At 39.3% G+C, this 16,726-nt stretch carries 18 protein-coding genes; 9 read left to right on the top strand and 9 right to left on the bottom strand.

Going from position 1 to position 16,726, the window contains the following annotated elements; all coding sequences use genetic code 11:
* The first annotated feature begins 32 nt into the window (after positions 1 to 32).
* From HMPREF9449_RS05945 to HMPREF9449_RS05930, 4 genes are all read left to right on the top strand, one after another.
* A complete protein-coding gene (locus HMPREF9449_RS05945; protein WP_009136339.1) occupies positions 33 to 911 on the top strand; it encodes a hypothetical protein in 879 nt (292 codons plus the stop codon).
* Positions 912 to 953: 42 nt separating this feature from the next.
* Positions 954 to 2,225 (top strand): DUF6175 family protein, encoded by a 1,272-nt coding sequence (locus tag HMPREF9449_RS05940; RefSeq protein WP_009136338.1) that lies wholly within the window; start codon positions 954 to 956, stop codon positions 2,223 to 2,225.
* Positions 2,226 to 2,272: 47 nt separating this feature from the next.
* The gene (locus HMPREF9449_RS05935; protein WP_009136337.1) at positions 2,273 to 4,078 is read left to right on the top strand and encodes an LPP20 family lipoprotein; all 1,806 of its coding nucleotides are present in this window, start codon (positions 2,273 to 2,275) and stop codon (positions 4,076 to 4,078) included.
* 80 nt (positions 4,079 to 4,158) lie between these two features.
* Positions 4,159 to 4,725: a hypothetical protein gene (locus tag HMPREF9449_RS05930; protein WP_009136336.1), complete on the top strand. Its 567-nt coding sequence runs from the start codon at positions 4,159 to 4,161 to the stop codon at positions 4,723 to 4,725.
* Positions 4,726 to 4,905: 180 nt separating this feature from the next.
* On the opposite strand, the gene HMPREF9449_RS05925 is transcribed toward HMPREF9449_RS05930, so the two are convergent.
* From HMPREF9449_RS05925 to rsfS, 9 genes are all read right to left on the bottom strand, one after another.
* Positions 4,906 to 5,298: an anti-sigma factor family protein gene (locus tag HMPREF9449_RS05925; RefSeq protein ID WP_009136335.1), complete on the bottom strand. Its 393-nt coding sequence runs from the start codon at positions 5,296 to 5,298 to the stop codon at positions 4,906 to 4,908.
* 19 nt (positions 5,299 to 5,317) lie between these two features.
* The gene (locus HMPREF9449_RS05920) at positions 5,318 to 6,514 is read right to left on the bottom strand and encodes a hypothetical protein (RefSeq protein WP_009136334.1); all 1,197 of its coding nucleotides are present in this window, start codon (positions 6,512 to 6,514) and stop codon (positions 5,318 to 5,320) included.
* Positions 6,515 to 6,686: 172 nt separating this feature from the next.
* Positions 6,687 to 7,370: an RluA family pseudouridine synthase gene (locus HMPREF9449_RS05915; protein ID WP_040611670.1), complete on the bottom strand. Its 684-nt coding sequence runs from the start codon at positions 7,368 to 7,370 to the stop codon at positions 6,687 to 6,689.
* 15 nt (positions 7,371 to 7,385) lie between these two features.
* Positions 7,386 to 8,201, bottom strand: a complete 816-nt coding sequence (gene panB, locus HMPREF9449_RS05910; RefSeq protein WP_009136332.1) for a 3-methyl-2-oxobutanoate hydroxymethyltransferase — start codon at positions 8,199 to 8,201, stop codon at positions 7,386 to 7,388.
* A 52-nt stretch (positions 8,202 to 8,253) separates the two neighbouring features.
* Positions 8,254 to 8,925: a phosphatidylserine decarboxylase family protein gene (locus HMPREF9449_RS05905; protein WP_009136331.1), complete on the bottom strand. Its 672-nt coding sequence runs from the start codon at positions 8,923 to 8,925 to the stop codon at positions 8,254 to 8,256.
* A 144-nt stretch (positions 8,926 to 9,069) separates the two neighbouring features.
* Positions 9,070 to 9,879, bottom strand: coding sequence for a phosphatidate cytidylyltransferase (locus HMPREF9449_RS05900; RefSeq protein ID WP_009136330.1), 810 nt, complete (start codon positions 9,877 to 9,879; stop codon positions 9,070 to 9,072).
* Positions 9,872 to 10,078, bottom strand: coding sequence for a putative signal transducing protein (locus HMPREF9449_RS05895; protein WP_009136329.1), 207 nt, complete (start codon positions 10,076 to 10,078; stop codon positions 9,872 to 9,874). The genes HMPREF9449_RS05900 and HMPREF9449_RS05895 overlap by 8 nt, the downstream gene beginning before the upstream one ends.
* Positions 10,079 to 10,135: 57 nt before the next feature.
* Positions 10,136 to 12,163, bottom strand: coding sequence for an ATP-dependent zinc metalloprotease FtsH (gene ftsH / locus HMPREF9449_RS05890; RefSeq protein ID WP_040611669.1), 2,028 nt, complete (start codon positions 12,161 to 12,163; stop codon positions 10,136 to 10,138).
* A gap of 84 nt (positions 12,164 to 12,247) precedes the next feature.
* Positions 12,248 to 12,604 (bottom strand): ribosome silencing factor, encoded by a 357-nt coding sequence (gene rsfS, locus HMPREF9449_RS05885; RefSeq protein WP_009136327.1) that lies wholly within the window; start codon positions 12,602 to 12,604, stop codon positions 12,248 to 12,250.
* Positions 12,605 to 13,005: 401 nt separating this feature from the next.
* Here rsfS and HMPREF9449_RS05880 point away from each other — a divergent pair, with 401 nt between their 5' ends.
* The 5 genes from HMPREF9449_RS05880 to miaA all read left to right on the top strand — a co-directional run bounded on the left by HMPREF9449_RS05880 (position 13,006) and on the right by miaA (position 16,574).
* On the top strand, positions 13,006 to 14,097 hold the full coding sequence (locus HMPREF9449_RS05880; RefSeq protein WP_040611668.1) for a pyridoxal-phosphate-dependent aminotransferase family protein: 1,092 nt from the start codon (positions 13,006 to 13,008) through the stop codon (positions 14,095 to 14,097).
* Between the two features lie 64 nt (positions 14,098 to 14,161).
* Positions 14,162 to 14,458: a DUF2752 domain-containing protein gene (locus HMPREF9449_RS05875; protein WP_009136325.1), complete on the top strand. Its 297-nt coding sequence runs from the start codon at positions 14,162 to 14,164 to the stop codon at positions 14,456 to 14,458.
* A 76-nt stretch (positions 14,459 to 14,534) separates the two neighbouring features.
* Positions 14,535 to 14,861, top strand: a complete 327-nt coding sequence (locus tag HMPREF9449_RS05870) for a CCC motif membrane protein (protein ID WP_009136324.1) — start codon at positions 14,535 to 14,537, stop codon at positions 14,859 to 14,861.
* Positions 14,862 to 14,874: 13 nt separating this feature from the next.
* The gene (locus tag HMPREF9449_RS05865; protein ID WP_009136323.1) at positions 14,875 to 15,495 is read left to right on the top strand and encodes an IS1096 element passenger TnpR family protein; all 621 of its coding nucleotides are present in this window, start codon (positions 14,875 to 14,877) and stop codon (positions 15,493 to 15,495) included.
* A gap of 173 nt (positions 15,496 to 15,668) precedes the next feature.
* Positions 15,669 to 16,574 carry a tRNA (adenosine(37)-N6)-dimethylallyltransferase MiaA gene (miaA, locus tag HMPREF9449_RS05860; RefSeq protein ID WP_009136322.1) on the top strand — a complete coding sequence of 302 codons (906 nt, stop codon included), beginning with the start codon at positions 15,669 to 15,671 and terminating at the stop codon, positions 16,572 to 16,574.
* Positions 16,575 to 16,726: the final 152 nt, after the last annotated feature.

The raw sequence follows: 16,726 nt of genomic DNA, 5'->3' as shown, positions 1-16,726 counted from the left end.
AATACAAATAGATTAATAAACAGATTAGACTCATGAAAAGATTAACGACCATTGTGATTTTATTGATGTGTATTTTAGTAAGTGTACAGGCTCAAAAAAATCAGAAAGAAGTGTTATTAGTAGATTATTTTGTTTCTGGGAATGTAAATCAGGCCTATGCTAAAATGTTGCGGGATGCTGTAATTGCTGGTATTCAGCAGACCAACCGACTGACTGTTGTGGATGTAGAAATGGAACCTACTTTAAAATTGGAAGAAGGGAGGCGTCAGGATGAGAGGGCAATGGGAGATCCTGTGGCACGTAATCAGGTAATGCAAAGATTGGGAGCGAACTATGCTTTAACCGGAAACATTACCCGTATGGAGGGAGTGAGGATGCAAATGAGTGATGGATCTTACTATTATGACGGTCAAATTGCTTTTGATTTAAAAGTAGTGAATGTAATAGATGGATCGGTAAAGGTCAGTAAACCTTTTTCGTATGCTGGTTTGAATGCAAAGACCGGACAAACGCCGAATGAGGCTGTCATTAATACGACAGATTATATTAAAATGTCTATGCAACGGTTTGTGAACCAAAATTTTAAACTCGAGAATCGAATTATTTCTATCGAAAAAGTAAATAAAAAGAAGGCAGAGACGGTATACATAGATTGCGGTTCAGATTTAGGTATAACCAAAGGGCAGTTATTTGATGTATTTATTGAAAAAAACACCGCAGGTAAGAGTGGCAGACAAAATATCGGGACCTTAAAAGCGATAGACGTTCAGGGAGAAGAGTTGACTCTTTGTCGTGTAACAAAGGGGGGAGAAGCTATCCAGGAAGCGAATCTGGAGATGCAGGAATTAATCGTAGTAAGTGGGAAGAAAGCTTTTAATATTTGGGAGACTACCAAAGAAATAATGAAATAAGGGGCCTTGGAAGTAAAATAATGTAACTATAAACAGGATATTATGAAAAGACTGATTTGTTGTATACTATGTTTTTTATATATGACGGTAGGATTCGGGCAATCTTATTCAAATGATGTGACCTTGTTGAATAAAGATAAGAATGCGGTGACTGTCAGAACTTCCGGGATCCACGAAAAGAAAAAAGATGCAGCAGAAATGGCTGTTAAATCGGCTTTTTACACTTATTTCTTTATTGGTATACCCGGTTTAAATGATGATAAACCGTTATTGAAACCGGAAGATGAAATAAATTACCGGGATTATTTCGATCGTTTTTTTGAGCAGGGCCGATACCGTAATTTCGTAAGGGCTGCTATTCCGGAAGGGGATCCTGAAAAATTGAGGGCAAAAGATTTTAAGGCAACAGTACGTCTGACTTTTCAGGAAGAATTGTTGAGAAGAGATCTGGAGTTAAATAAAATTGCGATAAAGGGGGCGGACCGGACTTCTATGGAAGAGACGCAGGAACAAATTCAATTGCCGACTATAATGGTTGTTCCTTATAAAGAGGCAGGGCGTACATTTGAGCAGATTTTGAAGAATGATTACGACAAACGTATGGCTGTTGCGAAAGTACAGGAGGGATTTAACCGAAAAGGGGTGATGACAGTAGACTTTGAAGCTAAATTAAATGCAGCTAAGAGGGCGATGCAATACGAATCGAATAGTGCAGAGTCTTTTGATAAACAATTATTACGGAATTCCGGGTCAGATGTGTATGTAACGGTGGATATTTATAAAGATATTGCGCCAACGGGGAGTCGGGTTGCATTGACTTTAAAGGGGTATGAGACGGCTAGTGGAAATGTATTAGCCTCCCGTCAGTCTTCTTCTAACCGTTTCAAAACTTCCGCAATGGATCAGTTGTGTGTATATGCGGTCAATGATATTCTGGACGATTTTCTGAAAGATATAGCGACCAGTTTTGCTCATAAGATCGTAAAAGGAAATACGGTAGTATTAAATGTTTCTATTGCAGGAACGGCGGTACAGGATATGGAGACAGAAGTCGGGCCTCAGTCTTATCCGCTGGCGGATTTACTGCGTTTATGGGTTAAGAAAAATGCAGTAGGGGGTAAATACCATGTGCAAGGTAGTGTGGCGGAAGCAATTATTTTTGATCAGATACAGATTCCCAACCGGGATGAAAACGGAAATGCTTTGGATGTCAATGATTTCGCTTTCAGTATTTGGGAATATTTAAGAGGAGATTTGAATATTCCGTGTCGGAAAAAGGTAGATGGAAATACAATCTATATTATTATTGAGTGAGAAAGGATGGAAGGGGCATAAAGAATATAAATTTTAAACCGGAAGATATGAAACGGATAATATTATTATTTCTATTGTCGGTAATCGCATTGAGCGGATTCGGGCAGGAGCGACCGGATTGGGTGAAAAGCAGGCCGGTAAACACTTTATTTTATATTGGGATAGGCCGGGCTTTGAAATCGGAGGCGAACTACCAACAGCAGGCAAAACAAAATGCTTTGAGTGACTTGGTGTCAGAAATCCGGGTGGAAGTGTCCGGGAATTCTCTCTTGCAGCAATTGGATAATGGGCAGGAAGTGAAATCTGTATTTGAAGAAAATATTCGTTTACAAGCTAAACAGGATATCGAACGTTTTCAATTGGTGGACAGTTGGGAAAATGATACGGAATATTGGGTGTATTATGAGTTGAACAAATTCGATTATGAGGAGTATATGGAAAAAAGGCGGCAGCAGGTAATCCGTCAGGGATTTGATTGCTGGTGGAAAGGGCGGGAGGCCTTACAAAACGGAGATCTGACCTTGGCTGCAGAAATGTTTATGAAAGGTTTGGATGCCCTTCAGCCTTGTATTAATGAAGAGTTGATATGTGAATATGAGGGGAAGAAAATAGATATAGGGAATGAATTATATGCTTCTATGAAGGGTGTCTTTAACGGAATTTCTATCGTCCCTTCTGTTTCCTCAGTGAAGGGCAGGGCTTTTCAAGGGATAAGCGAACCGGTGATTATCCGGGTGAGCCGGGAAAATGTACCTTTACGGAATTTGAAATTGGAGTATAAATTTGCTTCCGGGGCGGGTCGTTTATCCGAAAATCCAATTACGGATGAAAGGGGAGAAGTGCGGCTTTATGTACAGAATATTTCTTCAAAATTAGCCCGGCAAGAAATACATATTTTTGTGAATCAGGCTCTTTTCCGCAAATATAAAGATACGGTATATGGAGGAATGCTGCAACATGTATCTGAAAATTTACCTATGGGAGTGATTTATATCGATTTGGAGAAAACGGCTGTAAATGCTTTATTGAAAACAAAGACCGGCAGTAATGAAAATATTGTCAGGGCTGTACGGAGTTTATTGACAAACAATTATTTCAATATTGTAACGGATCCGGCAGTAGCTGATGTCACTGTGGAAGTAAGCAGTACTTTCCGGAAAGGCGGAGACGCTCAGGGAGAAATGTATGATTTTACAGAATATTTCAGTGGAGTAACGGTAAATATTGTAAATAACCATAATCGTTCGGCTTTATTAGATTATAATATAGAAGACTTAAAGACTGTTGTTCCCAAAGGAACGTCGGCAGCTAATGCCCAAGCATCGGCTACCCGGGAGTTGATAAAGAATCTAAATCGGCAGTTGGCTCTTGCTTTGAAAAATATGGAGGTTCAACTGGAAGGAGAAATTTATGTGGAAAAAACAACCCCTACGCCTACTCCTACCCCTCCTGATCCTGTTCGGGAACGTCCGGAAAGGAAGCCTATCGTGGTAACAGCGCCTGTTCCGACTTATATAGAAGGAGAATTTGCTGAGGGAATTTTTATCCGGTATATAGGGAAAAAAGATTATGGAAATAAGAGTGTCTTTGAATTTCAGGTTATAAACCGGACTCCGGAAGATTATGTACTGGAATTATTCCAGAATTCTCAAATGATGATCAACGAAAAAGGAGAAGAGTTGAAAATTGAATCCATGAAATTAGGTTCTGATGAATCTGCCTGGAATGTAAGAGCGATGATATTGCCGGATGTCCCGACCCAGCTGAATATTTATTTGACGAAGACCCTCCTATTGAAACTTGCACAATTCAGTAACAATAAAGGGATGGTTAAATTGAGAGATTTGAAATAGTGAAATCCAGTTTGAAAGATAAGAAAAGCCAATAAATAGATTTATAAATAATTTTATTCATTCACTAAAAAAAGAAAGCTATGAAGAATTTTTGTTATGTTTTGGGAGTTGCAATAGTAAGTATGTTGATGGGTTGTGGGGGACAGAAAGCTTTGGTACAGACTCAGGGTGATGTGGAAGTTGTTGTGCCGTGTTCCGGACCGGAATATATGACGGATAAGAGCTATTTCCGGGCTTCGGCAATGGGTTTTAGCAATGATATGATGATGGCAAAGAAAAAGGCTTTGGCAGAAGCTCGTGCAGAATTGGCTACTTCCGTCAATGCTGCTGTGAAAAGGGTAACGGATAACTATGCTTCTTCTTACCAATTGGGTGAACAGGAAGAAGCCAGATCTCGTTTTCAGGATTTGGCCCGTGTTGTAGTAAATGAAAAATTGGCAGGGACTCGGGTTATTTGTGAAAAGACGATGAAAACCCCTGAAGGTGCGTATAAAGTATATACTGCAGTAGAATTAGCCGGAGAGGAAATTGCTAAATCCATGCAAAATCGTATTCAGGATGATGAGAAATTACGGACTGATTTCGAATACGAAAAATTCAAAAAAGTATTTGACGAAGAAATGGAGAAAGCTGCTAAAGAAAATTAATAGCAACTAGATTTTGAGAAACTGCCGGGAATGATTTTCCGGCAGTTTTTGTAGATATCTCTCTTAATTTCCTATATATAAAAGAGATTAACGATTTTCGTGCTGATGCATGCTTGCCTTCGGTCCGCTGATTAACGGAATTTATTGAAAATCCACAGTAGCCTCCGGAAACGGGGATTCTTATTGTGTTGGAAAAGAATCCCGGGTGAAAGAAGCGGTATCGGTTCTTACGGTATCGATTTGGTGAAAGGGATGAGGTTGCAGGCCTTGATAAATCGGAGTACTTTCTTTACGAAAAGAAAAGGAAATAAAATAGCTGATCAGGAATAAGGCTGCTATAGCTGCTCCGACTTTATAGAAATAGAGAAACTTTATTTTTCCTTTTTTTCTGTTAATATGGATGGTTGTAGGTATATCCTTCAAACTATCCGCTAAACGTCTCATTTCTTCAAGTTTGGCGTGACAATTTTCGCAATGATAGAGATGAAATTGGAAGTCGGTTTCTTCTTCAGGACTCATTTTATTGAGTAAATAACGGCCGATATCTTGGGTAGTATATTTGCAGTCTTCCATTTTTCTTTTCCTTGTTTTGTCATCCGGAAATTTTTCCCTTTTTCTTTGAAGAAAGTATTTCCTGGAAACGTTCTTTTATTTTAATTTTCACTCTGGAAACGTCTTGCCGGAGTTTATTAGCTCTTTTTTGTAAGTCCTTATCAGATAAAATACCGTATTTTTCTTTGGCTATTTCTTCATAGGATTGGTTTTTAAGATAATGAGCCAACAAGGTATTTATCTTGTCTTCCATTCCCTCTGTCAGTTTCCTGTGTTGGGGATGGGTCTGATCGTACAATATACAACTCAGGGCCATTTGAAATTCGTATTCATTATTTTGGTCGATTTCTTGCAGATTTAAAAAATCTTTTCTGGCAGAGTTTTCCATAGCTGTATTTGTATACATCCCGCTATTTTTCACTACTGTTTCCTGATCCCAATTCTCTATAAACAGATAGGGGTCTTTCTTCTGTTTTCTGAAAAATTCCCGGATTTTATTTTGCACAATTCCGGCAGCATAAGCGATTACACTTTGTGCCGGGGTATCCTGCTGTAGTTTTTCCTGCTGTAGGGCTTTTTTCAGTTCAAAACAGGTTTCCGTCCATATATCTTGAATAGCGTCATCATTATATGACTGAAGTTTGTTTTTTGTGACAATTTCGGTAAGTGTTTTTAAACGGATACAAAGTTTTTCCCAACAAGGTTTATTATTTTGTTTCAAAAAGTCTATCACCGTTGCGGTTGATAGGGGAAAGATTTTTTGGCAAATTTCCTGGCAATAGCTGTGTAGCCGGGAGGGAGAATTGAAAAGTGAAGAGGGTGTAAAATAGTTTTTATAAAAAGAGGGGCGTTCTTGGCATAGGAGATAGGAAAGTGTTTCGCCGGCAGGAGCCAGGTAGCGGTCGGTTTCCGTACGTGGCTCATGTGCATACCGGTATTTCAGGATGGTCTGAAATAAATCGAACACCATTTTTCGAAAAGAAGGGGCTTCCAGGTGGGTAGAGACAAAGTCAGAAAATCTTTTTCTTTCATAATATTCTTCTAACAGAGAAAATTTCCATTTCCGAAAAGACTCTAAATTTTCGGGAGGTATTTTACAGAGAGGAAGTGTAGAGAGAACATAGTCTATTTCCCATGTCAGATTTCGGATGAAGCCGATTTTATCCAATTTAAATCGTTCGTTTTCTTTTTTAAGAATTTCCGATAATAAATAATGGGTATTAGTGGAGAGGCTCATTCTTAGCAATTCATTTTACCTGTTACAAAAACGGTCCGTTCAGAGAAGCTATTTTGTCTGGTATTTTGTGTTTCAATTTATTTATTCCAACAGTCTTTCATTTATTTGCCGAATATATAAAAAATCGGGTTGATTCAGTTCTTTTCCTCGAACAAGTGGCTGTAAAAACGCTTCAGAGATTCTGGTAAAATTCCTTCCAAAGGTTATCTTTCAAAGGAGGGGTGGCGGTGATCGTGATTCTTTCTTTGCTTACAGGATGGATAAAACTGATTTCCCGAGCGTGTAAGCTGATTCCGCCATTTTCATTCGAACGCGGGAAACCGTATTTTAAGTCTCCTTTAATGGGGCAACCGATTTTAGCCAATTGACACCGGATTTGATGATGCCGACCTGTGAGTAACTTTATTTCCAAAAGGTAGTATCTTTGGGAGCGTCCAATTAATTTATATTCCAGAATGGCTTTTTTACTTCCTTTTTTTTCTTTGTCGTAGGCATGCGATTTATTTTTCTCGGTATCCCGTACCATATAATGGATAAGCGTAGCACTGTCTTGGGAAGGAAGATTACCGACGATGGCCCAATAGGTTTTTTTTATTTCTTCGTCGTGTTCCTGAAACATTTTATTCAGACGTGTCAAAGCCTTGGTGGTCCGTGCGAACAGAACTACTCCGCTGACAGGACGATCTATCCGGTGGGGGATTCCTAAAAATACCTCTCCCGGTTTATTGTATTTTTCTTTGATATAAGCTTTAACCTCCTCACTTAGGGGGACATCTCCGCTTTTATCGGCTTGTACAATATCCGAAGTCTTTTTATTAATGGCGATGATATGATTGTCTTCGTATAAAATTTCCAGCATATTTATAAGGTATTAATATTGTTCTTTTTCGTTCGGAAAATCGCGGCTTTTTACATCTGCTACATAATGGGATACTGCTGTTGTCATTTCATCAAAGAGATTCAGGTAACGACGTAAAAACCGGGGGGAAAATTCTTTATTGATGCCGAGCATATCGTGGATCACCAATACTTGCCCGTCTACTCCGTTCCCGGCTCCTATTCCTATCATGGGAATAGAAAGTTCTTGTGAAACTTGTGCCGCAAGAGTTGCTGGTATTTTTTCCAACACAATTCCGAAGCAACCTGCTTCTTCCAATAAATGAGCATCTTCGATGAGTTTTTGCGCTTCGGCTTGTTCTTTTGCCCGTACGGTATAAGTTCCGAACTTATGGATACTTTGGGGGGTAAGTCCCAGATGTCCCATTACGGGAATGCCGGCGGAGAGAATACGTTTAATGGATTCGACTATTTCTACGCCTCCTTCCAGCTTCACGGCATCTGCTGCTGTTTCTTTCATAATCCGGATGGCTGAACAGAGGGCTTCTTTACTATTTCCCTGATAACTTCCGAAGGGCATATCCACTACGACTAAAGCTCTTTTTACTCCTTTTACGACAGAAGCTCCGTGGTATATCATTTGATCGAGTGTAATGGGGAGAGTGGTTTCGTTTCCTGCCATTACATTGGAGGCCGAATCTCCGACAAGGATCACGTCTACACCTGCGGCATCGACGATACGAGCCATCGAATAATCGTAGGCTGTGAGCATACTAATTTTTTCTCCCCTTTGTTTCATTTCGTATAAAACATGGGTAGTTACTACTTTTGCTTTAGATTCAACTGACATATTTTCAATGTTATAATACAGATAAGCTGACCAAAAGTGAATGCTTTGTTTGCTATTCTTTTTTCCTTTCAGCTAATTCTCCGATAAGTGTTTGAGAGCCTACTGTTTTTTGTCCTAATGTTACTTTGATTTGGGTATCTAGGGGTAAGAAAAGATCCACCCTTGATCCGAATTTTATAAAACCGGCATGTTGATTCTGGCGGGCTTTTCCTCCGACAGGGGCGTAAGAAACAATTCGTTTCGCCATAGCACCGGCAATTTGACGCATTAATATCGTTTGACCGTTATTGCTTTCAATGACGATCGTTGTTCTTTCATTTTCAGTAGAAGATTTCGGTAAATATGCTGCTGCAAAATTCCCTTTGTGGTATTTAAAATATTTAATAATACCATTTACCGGAAACCAGTTGATATGTACATTGAAAATATTCATGAATATAGAGACCTGAATCCGGCGATCTTTAAAATATTCTGTTTCTTCTGTTTCTTCGATAACCACAATTTTCCCGTCAGCGGGAGCTAAAATCGTTTTATCATCCAGCGTAATATGACGATTTGGAAAACGAAAAAAATTGACAGTTAGCAAATAAAAGAAAATAGAAATACCTAAAATTGTATAGACGACAGTTCGATTGTCAATCAAGTAAAAGGTACAACAATTCAATAAAATCAGAATAATCAGTATCTTTAGTAATAATGAATAACCTGCTTTATGGAGTATCATTTCAGTTCGTTTAATTAATAATGAATCTGGCGGTAAAGTTAAATTTTTTAAGTCGAAAACCGAAGCGTTTATACTTTTAAAGTCATATATTCTAAAAAATTGATAGCTTTTAAAAGAAATAACGACAGATTCCAACCAGTAAATTTAGTATACGAATTCCAGATAGACAAAGATTGCCGGGATAACGAATAAGACGGCATCGAAGCGGTCCAGGACTCCTCCGTGTCCAGGCATAATACTTCCGGAATCTTTAATTTCAATATTTCTTTTAAACATGGATTCCAGTAAATCTCCATATATACCGAAAAATACAACAATACAGGCGATGATAATATTATTATAAACAGTCAATCCTTCCAGATAGGGAGCAATAAAAAGGGCTGCGCCTATGGTGCAGATGCCGCCTCCGATGGCTCCTTCCCAGGATTTTTTAGGAGAGATTCTGGGAAATAACTTGTGTTTTCCAAACCGGGAACCGAATAAGTAAGCAAAGGTATCGTTAAACCATACCAGCAAGAAAGGAAAAAAAACGATCTCAGGACGCCATTCGTCACTGGTCATATAAGGAAGATAGATCAGTAATGTAAAAGGCAAACTTAAATACAGGAGTCCATAATAGGAAAAAGCCAAGTTTTGAAAAGAATTGACTTTTTTGCGGTATAATTCCCAAATACTCATGACAAAGGTTGCGAGAAAACACCATAGATAGCCATCCCGGTAACCGATATAAGCATCCAGAAAACCTGCTGTAAACAAAAGGCTTCCGCAGAAGAGATAAATAGGAAGATTGATATAAATCTCCATTCTTCGGGCCATTTTCGAAAATTCGTACAGGCCGACAATATTAATAATAAAAAAAAGTACAAAAAAGCAAATTGGGTGCAGGAAAATACAACCTGTCAGGATAATTACAAATAAAAATCCGCTTATCGCCCGCTTCCAAAAATTACTCACAACGAACTGTTTTTATAATTTCTTCAGCTTTTCCTTTTTCTTCCTCGCTTACCATGACATAGATTTCTCCGAAAGTGTTGTAAGAGGAATCTTTTTGGTTTAGAATAACGGCGTCGATATCGTTATTACAGAGAATATCCTTTACCAACTCTGCTTTATAGAGCTGATCTGTCTCAAAAACCGATGTCCAGTTGTCCATATTATTTTAATTTAGGCTTCCGTTTGTGTAGCCATAGTACACAAACGGAAGTGAAGGTTATTGTTGTGTTGTCAGTTCTGGTTGAGGAGTATTTTCCGGTAGTAGTTGTTCCTCTTCTTCCTCTTCTTTCCACGGACGTTTTCCCAGAATGCGTTCCAGATCATCGCTGAAAATGACTTCTCTTTCGATGAGTAATTCTGCTACCTGTCTGTGTTGTTCCCGATGTTCGGATAAAATCTGTTTCGCCCGGGCATAGGCGGTTTCTACAAGATTTTTTACTTCAGTATCTATCAATTCTGCTGTCTTTTCCGAATAAGGTTTGGTGAAGCTATAATCGCTTTGTCCTGTAGAATCATAATAACTTAAATTGCCGATTTTATCGCTCATTCCAAAGATAGTCACCATGGCATAGGCTTGTTTGGTTGCTCGTTCCAAATCATTTTGTGCCCCGGTGGATATTTGTCCGAATACCAGTTCCTCAGCGGCTCGGCCTCCCAGTATGGAACACATTTGATCCAGCAATTGTTCTTTGGTGGTAATTTGTCTTTCCTGGGGTAAGTACCAGGCAGCTCCCAATGCTTTACCGCGGGGTACAATCGTTACTTTCAACAGAGGATGGGCGTGTTGTAGTAGCCAGGATGCCGTAGCATGTCCGGCTTCGTGATAAGCGATCGCTTTGCGTTCGCTGGATTTGATTACCTTACTCCGGTTTTCCAATCCGCCTACAATCCGGTCAATGGCATCCAGGAAATCTTGTTTTTCGACGGCATTTTTGTTTTTGCGGGCAGCGATCAATGCGGCTTCATTGGCGACATTGGCGATATCTGCACCGGAAAAACCGGGAGTTTGTTTTGCCAGAAAATCGATATCTACATCGCCGGCTAATTTCAGCGGTTTGAGATGGACTTTAAAAATCGCTTCTCTATCTTTTAATTCCGGAAGATCCACATAAATTTGGCGGTCGAAACGGCCTGCGCGTAATAAAGCGCTGTCCAAGATATCTGCCCGGTTCGTGGCAGCCAGAATAATGACCCCGGAATTCGTTTCAAATCCATCCATTTCCGTCAACAGTTGGTTGAGCGTATTTTCCCGTTCATCGTTTGAACCCATATTGGGATTTTTTCCCCGGGCCCGGCCGATAGCATCTATTTCGTCGATAAAGATAATACAAGGGGCTTTTTCTTTGGCTTGTTTGAACAAATCCCTGACGCGGGAAGCTCCGACGCCTACAAACATTTCCACGAAGTCGGAACCGGACATCGAGAAGAAAGGTACATTCGCTTCCCCTGCCATTGCTTTAGCCATTAAGGTTTTACCTGTTCCCGGAGGACCTACTAATAAGGCGCCTTTGGGAATCTTACCTCCCAGTTTTGTATATTTATCCGGATTTTTCAGGAAAGAAACAATCTCTTCCACTTCCTGTTTGGCTTCTGCCAGACCGGCCACATCCTTAAAGGTAACTTTAATATTGGATTCCTTATCGAATAGTTTTGCCTGAGATTTTCCCACATTGAAAATACCGCCTCCGCCTCCTGAACCTTTACTCATCCGCCGGAAGAAAAACATCCAGATCAATATGAGTAATCCGAAAGGAAGCAGGAGCTGTAAGATGTCTCCCCAGCCATCGTATTCTTTCTCGTATTCAATGGTAGTATTTGCAGCTCCCGGAATATCCTTTTGAGCTTCTGCTACATTTTTTTCAAATCCTTCCAAAGAACCAATTGCAAATGTAAATTGAGGTCCTGGATCAGAATTTTTAAAACCCTTGGATTTTAACTGGGAGTAATTTTCTACCCGGTTGGGTTTCAGAAATACATTGACCAATCCTTTGTTGGTAATGACTACAAATTTTTCAATATCTCCCTTTTCCAGCATTTTGGTTTTTACTTCCTGCCAGTTGGTTTTTACCGGTTCTGTCCGCAAATTGAAAAAATTAAAACCGATAAAAATTAAGGCCAAAAGTACATACAGCCAAATTCCGCCGAATTTAGGTGTTTTTATGTTTTTGCCATTCCCTATGGGTGGAAAATTGAAATTTTCTTTTTTATTTTTCTTTTCCTGTTTGTTTTCCGTGTTTTCTGCCATATGATTCACTCGCTGCGTTTTCCGGCTTCTATAACCGTTTAAATCTATGTTCATTTTATTGCTTAGTTGTCTTTTTCAACTTTGTTATTCCTTGCTCAGTTCTTCTTTGATACCGTCTCCCCAGAAATCTTCTAATTGATAATATTCCCGTTGTTCTTTTTGAAAAACATGCACAATGACATCTCCATAATCTACAACGATCCATTGTGCCTGATCTCTCCCTTCTATGTGGAAGGGTTTTTCATGTAAATCTTCCAAAATTTTATCTTCAACGGCATCAGCAAGGGCTGAGACGTGAGTATTAGAAGTTCCATGACATATTACGAAGAAATTGCAAAAACAGTTTTCGATGTTCCTTAAATCAATTTTTACAATCTGGTGTCCTTTATTTTCGTCCAGACTTTCTGCTATTTTGTTTACTAATTTTTCCTGTTTTGTCATACTGAAAAAAATTCAGTTTTAGCTGTCATTTTGTAGTTAAAAAAATCTGTATTCTAGAAATAAAATAATTCTTGTTTTAAAAATTTATTCCTTCCTCTTCTTTATCTTGGGGCTATTTATATTTTATAAGTTTGATAAGACTTATCTTTTATGAAATTTCCCAACGATTTGAAGGTACAAATATACATTTTTAAAACTAAAAATTAAAGACTCTGCGACTTAATCCGGAGGAATATCTGAAATTATTCTTATTTATTCACGAGAAAAATGGGATGGGAAATATCATTTTAGATAGCGGGCGAAGGGGAGTAAAAAACGCTTACTTTCTTTGCTGTAACTTCCTGTTCAAAATACCGTATTTTTACGTTTTAAATGCTAATTTTGCGAACAAAATGCAAGTTATGGAAAAGTATAGAATACCTATGGTTCCGGGCCCTGTAGCGGTTCCGCCTGAAATATTGGAGGTGGCTGCTTTTAATTATGGTTCTCCGGATTTGGAAGACGAGTACATTACGTTATACAAATCTACCGAGAAAGCTTTACAAAAAATAATGCATACCCGTCATAAGATTGTAATCCAGACGGGAGAGGGGATGCTTGCCTTATGGAGTGCTTTAAAAAGTACCTTGTTGCCGGGAGATAAAGTGTTGGCTTTGTCAACAGGCTTGTTTGGTTATGGCATTGGGATGATGGCGGAGACATTGGGTTGTGAAGTGAAAATAATGGATTTCGGTTTTAACGAATCGATTCGGGAGTTTGAATTGGTGGAAAAGGCGATCCGGGAGTTTCGTCCAAAGATGATTACGATGGTGCACAGTGAAACTCCCAGCGGCACAATTAATCCGGTGGATCAGATCGGAATACTGAAAGAGAAATATGAAATACCTTTGTTATATGTAGATGCTGTGTCGGGTATAGGAGGGAGTTTGGTTAAAACGGACGATTGGCATATTGATTTTTGTTTGGGAGCTTCGCAAAAATGTCTTTCGGCTCCTGCTAATATGGCTTTTTTGTCGGTCAGCGAAAAGGCTTGGGAAATCATAGAAGAGGTGGGATATGTGGGGTATGAAGCTTTACAACCTTTTCGGGAAGCAGTAAAAAAACGTTATTTCCCCTATACACCTTATTGGCAGGGTACGGCCCAATTACACAAAGCTTGCCAATTGATATTGGAAGAGGGATTATCGAAAGTATTGGCTCGCCATGAAAAGGTCGCCCGTTATTGCCGGCAGAGGGCTTTGGAAATGGGTTTGGAATTATTTCCCGCTTCGGATGCAATATTGTCCCCTACGGTAACCGCTTTAAATGTTCCTCCCAGGATGAAGTGGAAAAAACTGGACGAGGCATTGAGGGCGGAAGGAGTAGTAGTAGGTGGAAATTACGGGACATTGGCGGGGAAAGTGTTTCGGATCGGACATATGGGTACTCAGGCTAATTTGGAATGGGTGGCACAAGCGATGGATATCCTCGAAGGGGTAATCAAAAAAGCCTGATAAAGGGTCGGATACAGCAGAAGCCTGGCTGTTTTGTAACAGTTATAAACTTATAAACGTAAGCATGCTCGAATGGCTGGAAGCACATCAGTTATCCTGTTGGATAAAATCCGTAATCGGTATTGAATGTCCCGGTTGTGGAATGCAGAGAGCGGTCCTTTTGTTGATCAAGGGAGAGTTCCTGGCTTCTTTTCGGATTTATCCGGGATTATTTCCCTTGCTGCTGTTTTTTATTTTGGCAGTTTTGAAAATTTGTGGTATGAAAAAAATTCAGCCGGGATTATTAAAAATTATGGGTTTTGTTTGTTTAGCAATAATTTTAATTTCATATTTGCTTAAATTAACAATCGTAATAAATTAACATATTATTGTAAAAGAAAAAGGAGGTTGAAGTTTTGTAATTATTATCCTCCGGGGATTCAAATAAATAAAAAGTTATGGAAATTTTTGAACAAAACAAGAGAGATTTACCTAATGCAACGACTGTTCTGGTATTAGGGATATTGTCACTTGTATTCTGCTGGTGTTATGGAATAATCGGTTTAGTATTGGGGATTATTGCTGTAGCCTTGTCGGGAGCTCCCCGTAAAGCTTATTTAGCTGAGCCGGAATTATACACCGAGAGTTCATACAAGAACATAAATGCCGGACGGGTATGTGGGATTATAGCTATTTGTCTTTCGGTTTTTGTCATGTTATTTTTTATTCTGGTAATATGTGGAATAGTAGCGTCTGGTATTGGGGCGGCGGCTTACGGATTATAAAATAGTAGAAATTATGAATTACAGGTTTGAGATTAGTTTACCGAATAGTTCGGATTTCAGGTGTGAAATTGCTATAAGTGGAGATCAGACTTTTCAGCAATTGCATGATAAAATTATAGAAGTATTGGGGTATGATAGTTCCCAAATGGCTTCGTTTTATACACTCGATAAAATGGGAAACCGGGTGAAGGAGATTGCTTTAATGGAAATGTCGACGGACGATGAAGAGGCCAACACATTGGTGATGGATGTTACCTTGATTCGAGAAATCGTGAATGCCAGTTGCATTGAATTGGAATATGTCTTTGACTTTTTCAACAACCGTTATTTCCGGGTAGAGTATGCTGGGGAATATATTGCTGATTCTGCAGATGTACTGCCGGTTTGCTTGTATTGTGACGGAGATATTCCGGAGCAAATGGAGATAGAAGATAATGATAAATGGGCCTATGGAAAATCGGATGAGGAATACGACGATAGTTTCATGGAGGAATTTTCTGATTTTACCGAAGAGGGAGAGAATTATGGAGATGAGGAAGAAGGAGGGTACGATGACGAAGAAGATGAATTCGGAGGAAAGGGCAGATATGATGATCGCTATGAAAGTATAGACGATTATATCGACCGTTTGTAATAAGCTCCTGACTGATTTGGTGAAACTTATTTTGTATTTGTTTAGGTGTTTTGTTCTGACTTAAATGATTGAAAGATACGACAAAAAGGAACGGATACTTGAAGAAAAAATATCGGGAAATGTCCGGAAAGTGATATTGTAATTCCTTTCTGGACATTTTATTCTAAACGATTATGGGAAAAAGACTGATTGTTCTTTTGGGACCGACCGGTGTCGGAAAGACGGAGTTGAGTATCGAAATTGCCCGTCATTTTCACACTTCGATTATTTCCTGCGATTCCCGGCAAATTTACCGGGAGATGCGGATAGGTACTGCGGTTCCTTCCCGGGAGCAGCTGTCAGCTGTACCTCATTTTTTTATTCATACTTTATCGGTAAAAGATTATTATAATTCCTGGCAATTTGAACAACAGGCATTGGATAAAATCCGGGAGTTGCATCATACGGCAGAAGTGGTTCTTCTGGTAGGTGGTTCTATGATGTATATAGATGCTTTATGTAAAGGTATTGACGATATTCCGACCATTGATCCGGAGCTTCGGGAGCAATTGATGAATCGAATGGAGGTGGAGGGAGTAGAGGCTATCCGGGATTTGTTGAAAAAATTGGATCCTGTATTTTATGCACAGGTGGATTTGAATAATGCCAAGAGGGTTTTACATGCGGTAGAAGTATGTATGATGGCCGGTAAACCTTATTCGTCTCTCCGTACGAACCAACCGAAAAAACGGGAATTTGATATCCTGAAAATAGGATTGAATCGGGAGAAAACTGAGCTGTATGACAGAATTGACAAGCGGGTCGATATTATGTTGGAAGAAGGTTTGGAAGGGGAAGCCCGTTCTCTTTATCCTTTGCGACATTTAAATCCTTTGAACACAGTGGGATATAAAGAATTTTTTGAGTATTTCGATAATAAAATCGATTATGAAGAAGCGGTGCGTTTGATTAAACGGAATTCCCGGAGATATGCTAAAAAGCAATTATCCTGGTTTCGTCGGGATACGGCTATTCATTGGTTTCATCCCGATGATAAAGAAAATATATTCCGGTGGATCGAAGGGAAGGGAGAAAATTAAATGTTCAAGTGGATAATAATTCTTTTCTCAGAGCGCTGTTTGTTGGCAGAAGTTGGTTAACATCCCTGATCCATTTTTTAAGGCGAAATTAAAAGATTCTTTATCAGCGGATGATGAAGCGGACATTTCTCCGGGAAGGAGTCCCATCAATT

Source organism: Odoribacter laneus YIT 12061 (genome assembly GCF_000243215.1).
GTDB lineage: Bacteria > Bacteroidota > Bacteroidia > Bacteroidales > Marinifilaceae > Culturomica > Culturomica lanea.
The sequence above is the reverse complement of the archived record's forward strand: the minus strand, read 5'-3'. Positions and strand labels throughout refer to the sequence as shown.

What these genes read in the sequence shown, in the direction of transcription:
- HMPREF9449_RS05945 (WP_009136339.1), top strand. Translation starts at nt 33, where the DNA reads ATGAAAAGATTAACGACCATTGTGATTTTATTGATGTGTATTTTAGTA.
- HMPREF9449_RS05940 (WP_009136338.1), top strand. Translation starts at nt 954, where the DNA reads ATGAAAAGACTGATTTGTTGTATACTATGTTTTTTATATATGACGGTA.
- HMPREF9449_RS05935 (WP_009136337.1), top strand. Translation starts at nt 2,273, where the DNA reads ATGAAACGGATAATATTATTATTTCTATTGTCGGTAATCGCATTGAGC.
- HMPREF9449_RS05930 (WP_009136336.1), top strand. Translation starts at nt 4,159, where the DNA reads ATGAAGAATTTTTGTTATGTTTTGGGAGTTGCAATAGTAAGTATGTTG.
- HMPREF9449_RS05925 (WP_009136335.1), bottom strand. Translation starts at nt 5,298, where the DNA reads ATGGAAGACTGCAAATATACTACCCAAGATATCGGCCGTTATTTACTC.
- HMPREF9449_RS05920 (WP_009136334.1), bottom strand. Translation starts at nt 6,514, where the DNA reads ATGAGCCTCTCCACTAATACCCATTATTTATTATCGGAAATTCTTAAA.
- panB (WP_009136332.1), bottom strand. Translation starts at nt 8,201, where the DNA reads ATGTCAGTTGAATCTAAAGCAAAAGTAGTAACTACCCATGTTTTATAC.
- HMPREF9449_RS05905 (WP_009136331.1), bottom strand. Translation starts at nt 8,925, where the DNA reads ATGATACTCCATAAAGCAGGTTATTCATTATTACTAAAGATACTGATT.
- HMPREF9449_RS05895 (WP_009136329.1), bottom strand. Translation starts at nt 10,078, where the DNA reads ATGGACAACTGGACATCGGTTTTTGAGACAGATCAGCTCTATAAAGCA.
- ftsH (WP_040611669.1), bottom strand. Translation starts at nt 12,163, where the DNA reads ATGGCAGAAAACACGGAAAACAAACAGGAAAAGAAAAATAAAAAAGAA.
- rsfS (WP_009136327.1), bottom strand. Translation starts at nt 12,604, where the DNA reads ATGACAAAACAGGAAAAATTAGTAAACAAAATAGCAGAAAGTCTGGAC.
- HMPREF9449_RS05880 (WP_040611668.1), top strand. Translation starts at nt 13,006, where the DNA reads ATGGAAAAGTATAGAATACCTATGGTTCCGGGCCCTGTAGCGGTTCCG.
- HMPREF9449_RS05875 (WP_009136325.1), top strand. Translation starts at nt 14,162, where the DNA reads ATGCTCGAATGGCTGGAAGCACATCAGTTATCCTGTTGGATAAAATCC.
- HMPREF9449_RS05870 (WP_009136324.1), top strand. Translation starts at nt 14,535, where the DNA reads ATGGAAATTTTTGAACAAAACAAGAGAGATTTACCTAATGCAACGACT.
- HMPREF9449_RS05865 (WP_009136323.1), top strand. Translation starts at nt 14,875, where the DNA reads ATGAATTACAGGTTTGAGATTAGTTTACCGAATAGTTCGGATTTCAGG.
- miaA (WP_009136322.1), top strand. Translation starts at nt 15,669, where the DNA reads ATGGGAAAAAGACTGATTGTTCTTTTGGGACCGACCGGTGTCGGAAAG.